The organism is uncultured Nocardioides sp. (assembly GCF_902805925.1).
Taxonomy (GTDB): Bacteria; Actinomycetota; Actinomycetes; order Propionibacteriales; family Nocardioidaceae; genus Nocardioides.
In genome coordinates, this window is record NZ_CADCUP010000183.1 from 1 (window position 1) to 4,477 (window position 4,477).

6 protein-coding genes are annotated in these 4,477 nt (G+C 73.8%); 2 read left to right on the top strand and 4 right to left on the bottom strand.

From position 1 onward, the window contains the following. On the bottom strand, positions 1-450 hold a 450-nt coding region (locus QZX64_RS13380; protein WP_295660742.1), incomplete at its 3' end, for a histidinol dehydrogenase. Between the two features lie 101 nt (positions 451-551). Here QZX64_RS13380 and QZX64_RS13385 point away from each other — a divergent pair. Further along, entirely contained in the window at positions 552-1,226 is a 675-nt protein-coding gene (locus QZX64_RS13385) for an LON peptidase substrate-binding domain-containing protein (RefSeq protein ID WP_295660744.1), read from the top strand. Positions 1,227-1,229: 3 nt separating this feature from the next. Next, positions 1,230-1,712: a Cys-tRNA(Pro) deacylase gene (gene ybaK / locus QZX64_RS13390; protein WP_295660746.1), complete on the top strand. Its 483-nt coding sequence runs from the start codon at positions 1,230-1,232 to the stop codon at positions 1,710-1,712. Between the two features lie 13 nt (positions 1,713-1,725). Here ybaK and QZX64_RS13395 read toward each other — a convergent pair whose 3' ends face one another. From QZX64_RS13395 to QZX64_RS13405, 3 genes are all read right to left on the bottom strand, one after another. Then, on the bottom strand, positions 1,726-3,561 hold the full coding sequence (locus QZX64_RS13395; RefSeq protein WP_295660748.1) for a DUF3352 domain-containing protein: 1,836 nt from the start codon (positions 3,559-3,561) through the stop codon (positions 1,726-1,728). An 81-nt stretch (positions 3,562-3,642) separates the two neighbouring features. Then, positions 3,643-4,200, bottom strand: a complete 558-nt coding sequence (locus QZX64_RS13400; protein WP_295660750.1) for a hypothetical protein — start codon at positions 4,198-4,200, stop codon at positions 3,643-3,645. Continuing rightward, on the bottom strand, positions 4,185-4,477 hold a 293-nt coding region (locus QZX64_RS13405; protein WP_295660752.1), incomplete at its 5' end, for a hypothetical protein. The genes QZX64_RS13405 and QZX64_RS13400, both read right to left, overlap by 16 nt.

Genomic DNA, 4,477 nt, shown 5'->3' on the forward strand with positions numbered 1-4,477 from the left:
CTGGGCCGGCACCACGTTCATGAGCACGCTGGAGACCAGCGGCGCGAGGCCGCCGGGGACGTAGAGCCCGACCCGGTCGACCGGCACCAGCCGGTGCGTCACGGTGGCACCAGGGGCCAGCTGCGTGACGACGTCACGCTCGAGCTCGGCCTCGCAGGTCTGCCTCAGCCGGCGCACCGACTCCTCGAGGGCCGCCCGCAGGGTCGGGTCGAGCTCCGCCAGGGCGCGGTCGATCGCCTCCTGCGGCACCCGGATGTCGTGCTGCGCGATGTTGTCGAAGCGCTCGGTGAACTCCACGATCGCGTCGACCCCGCGCGCCCGGACCGCGTCGCACACCGGCTGGACCAGATGGGTCGCCGCCTCGACGTCGAACTCGGCGCGCGGCACGGCGGCGCGATAGTCGATGGGACCGGACTCGGCGGCCCCCCGCAGGTCGATGCGACGGATCATGCCCACGATTCTAGGTGCGCACCGCCCAGCGGCCTCCTCGGCGGTCCGCCGGTCGGGCGAGGCACTGCGTCGGGCGCCCGGACCGGGGCTAGGGTCGAGGCGTGAGCGAGCCGCAGCCCACCCTGCCGATGTTCCCCCTGAGCACGGTGCTCTTCCCGGGGGTCCAGGTGCCGCTGCACGTGTTCGAGGACCGCTACCGCGCCCTGGTGCACCACCTGCTGCGAGAGCCGCAGCCCGAGCGCCGGGTGTTCGGCTCGGTGGCGATCCGCGAGGGCTACGAGATCGGCGACCACGGCGCGCAATCGCTCTACCGGGTCGGCTGCCGCCTGCAGCTCAGCGAGGTGGAGGCGCACCCCGACGGCACCTTTGACATCCTCGCCGTCGGCCGCGACCGGATCAGGCTGGACGGCCTGGAGACCTCCGGGGAGTTCCCGGCGGGCCACGTGAGCGACTTCCCCGAGCCCCACGCCGACGTCCCGGCCGAGGTGGTCGACCGGGCCAGGGCGACGTTCACGGCGTACCGCGCCCGGGTCAGCGAGTTCCGGGGCGACCCCTTCGCCGGGGCGCTCCCCCGTGACCCGCTCTACCTGTCGTGGACGCTCGCGGCGCTGGCGCCGCTGCCGATGGCCGAGCGCCAGACGCTGTTGGAGGCGGCCGACCCCGGCGAGCGGCTGGTGCTGGTGACCGATCTGCTGCGGGCCGAGCTGCGGGCGATGAACGCCATCCCCTCGCTGCCGGCCACCGAGGTCGCGCGCACCCGCTGGTCGCCCAACTAGCCGATGGCGCGCAGGGGCGGCACGCCCGCGACGGTGGCGCTGGCGCGGGCCGGGATCGAGTTCAAGCTGCACCCCTACGAGCACGACCCCCGCGCGGAGAGCTACGGGCTGGAGGCCACCACCGCGCTGGGCGTCGACCCGGCGCGCGTCCTGAAGACGCTGGTCGTGGCGGCCGACGGCGGCCTCGCCGTCGGGGTCGTGCCGGTGAGCGGCACCCTCGACCTCAAGGCGATGGCCCGCGCCCTGGGCACCGCCAGGGCGACGATGGCCGACGTCGCGGCGGCCGAGCGCGCGACGGGGTACGTCGCGGGCGGCATCTCCCCCCTGGGCCAGCGGCGAGCCCTCCGCACGGTCGTCGACGTCTCCGCCCTCGACCACGACACCGTCCTGGTCTCGGGCGGCCGGCGCGGTCTGGACCTGGAGATGGCTCCGGCCGACCTGGTCGCGATCACCTCGGCGATCACGGCCCAGATCGGCCGGACGTAGCTCCTGCGACGGATCAGTCGGTGGTCAGCTTGACCAGACCGTGCGACGCACCGTCCTCGACCCACCCGGAGACGCCGAACGCCGAGAGGGGCTCGACGTTCTCCGCGATGGTCGGGTCGTCCGCGGACAGGGACTTCAGCCAGTCACCGCTGGTGTCGAAGTTGAGGAACATCAGCGCCCCCGCCCTGTCGGACTCCTCGATCACCTCCTGGTAGGCGTCGGTGTCGCCCAGGCCGCCGTCCTCGGCGAGGGCGCTGCGGTAGTCGGTGTCGGCGCCGAAGGCGACGAAGTCGCCGTCGGTCTCGGTCTCCAGGAGGGCGGCGTCGTCCCCCATCTGCGCGGTCAGCTTGGCGAGCACCTCCTCGATCTCCTCAGGGTCGCCCTTCACCTTGACGCCCACGGGGACGTCGGCGGGACCACCACCGTTGAAGATGGCCTCGAGGTCGATGTCGCCGCCGACGGAGACGGCCACCGACTCACCCACCAGGATCTCGACGTCCTCGGGAAGCGTCAGCCCGGTCTGCTCCTCGGCCTCGGCGATCATGTCCTCGAGGTCGACGTCCTCGCCCGCCATGCTGGAGAGCTGCTCCATCACCTGGCTGAACCAGTCGTCGGCGAAGCCGACGCCCAACGCCATCAGGGTGTCCTCGGGCAGGGTCTCCACGACGTCGCCGCCGCGGTCGCTGCCCGACAGGGTCGCTGCCTGCTTGCCGGCGTCCATGGCGAACTCGAGCTCGAGCGCCCCGTCGTCGAAGCGGACGGTGCCCGCTGCGCCCTCGAAGTCCTTGAGCGCGTCCTCGACCTCGGGCGGGAGGGCCGAGCCGTCCGTGGACGGGCCGGTGCCGTCGGCGGCCGGCTCGTCGGCCAGGCCGAGCTCGTCGATCTCCTGCTCGGAGTAGCCGAGCTCCAGGAGCTCCTCGCGGGAGGGGGCGGCGACGTCGGGCTGCGTGCCGGTGATCCCGCCGAGCGGTGCCTCCAGCTGGTCCTCGATGGAGCCCAGCTGGGTGGCGAAGTAGTCGCCGGCCGCGGGAGCGGCGTACATGCTGATGATGCCCTCGTCGCCCGCCTCGTCCATCCACCGGTTGTAGGACTCGTCGTCGGAGAGCGGCTCCTCGGCGGCCGCGTCGACGACGGTCCGGGCGATCTCCTCGGTCTCGGCGATGACCGCCCAGTCGCCCTCGATGACGTAGCCACCCGGCGCCTCGGGCGCGTCGGTCTCGAGCCCCTCGGCGTCCTGCTGCGCCGCCGCCTCCTCGCCGCACTCGATCAGGGTGGCGAAGCCGTCCTCGGCGGCGCCCGCATCGGTGACCTCGACCACGGCCACCGGATGCGGCTGCTCGTCACCGGTGTCGACCGCGGCCATGGCCATCCGGTCGCCCAGCCACGGCTTGACGTCCTCGTCGTAGTCCACCGTCTCGCAGCCGCCGGACTGGGCCTCCTCGAAGAACCGCTTGCGGAGGTCGTCGTCGGTGTCGAGGCCGACCTCGTCGCGGAACGCGGGGAACTTGCGCAGGGTGCGGATGGCCTCGATCTTCTGCGCCCCGCCGGGGTCGAGGTTGACCGAGACGAAGCCGACGGTGCTGGCGGGCAGCGCCTCGGACGCGGACGCACCGGAGCTCAGGAAGGAGGACAGGCCGTACGCCCCTCCCCCGACGATGGCCAGGCCGCCGATCACGGCACCGCCGATGACGGCGCGCCTGCGGCCACCTCCGGCGGGGGCGACGGGCGAGGGCCCGACGGGCTGGCCGCTGCCGCTGGAGAGGTACTCCGGCTGGCCGGAGCCGTAGGGCCGGCCCTGAGGCGGCTGGCCCTGGGGCGGCTGGCCCTCGGGCGGGAACTGGTCGGACACGGTGACTCCCCCTGACGATGGGACGACGGAGCCGTCCCGGCGCGAACACGATGCGCGGAGCCTACCCTCGCGAGGGCCTTCTCAACCGCCGGATCGGCGACCTGGCGCCAGGCCCAGCACCAGCGCCGCGAACGCCAGCAGCGCGCCGGCCGGGAAGGCGGCGAAGGCCGGCGAGTCCAGGGCGTACGGGCGGGGGTCAACGCCTGCTCCGCCGACCCTGAGGTCACCGACGATGGCGGTGAGGTCGTCGGCCCCCGACGCCAGGGCGCGCGGGTCGGGCGGGCCCAGCCGGTGGCCGACGTGGAACATCAACCACCCCGCGAGCAGCGCACCGATCGCCACCGCCAGCAGGGTCACGACCTCGTCCTCGCGCGTGGCCAGTGCCGTGCCGGTGCCGAGCAGGAGGCCTGCGGCGGCCGCGACGACGACGTACCAGCCGGTGCCGGAGAACTCGCTGGGCAGGCCGTTCTCGTCGAGCACCCAGCGCCCCTGGTAGGCGATTCCGCTGGGCGGGGTCCAGACCCACTCCCAGACGACTCCCGCCAGGGCGCCGACGGCAGCCGCGGCGACCAGCACCAGGAGGGCACGCAGGAGCCAGCGGGCGGCCCGGCCGCGGGGGCTCCTCAGCCCGCGAGGCACCCGGGCCCCAGGAGCTGCTTGAGGTCGGCGAAGAGGGCGCCGCTCGGCGTGACGCGCAGCCGGTCGTCGAGCTTCATCACCGTGGTCGAGGCCCGCGTCATCAGGCGGAGCTGGACCTCGGTCATGCCCGGGTGCGTGGACAGCACCTCGCGCAGGTGGTCGACGGTGGTGGCCGTGCACCGGGTGGCCGGGAGCGAGATCACGACCGGGCCGGACGGCCCGTCGGAGAGGTCGGGGACGCTGACCTCCTGCCCGCGCAGCTCGGGCTGGTCCTTGT

What these genes read in the sequence shown, in the direction of transcription:
- ybaK (WP_295660746.1), top strand. Translation starts at nt 1,230, where the DNA reads ATGGCGCGCAGGGGCGGCACGCCCGCGACGGTGGCGCTGGCGCGGGCC.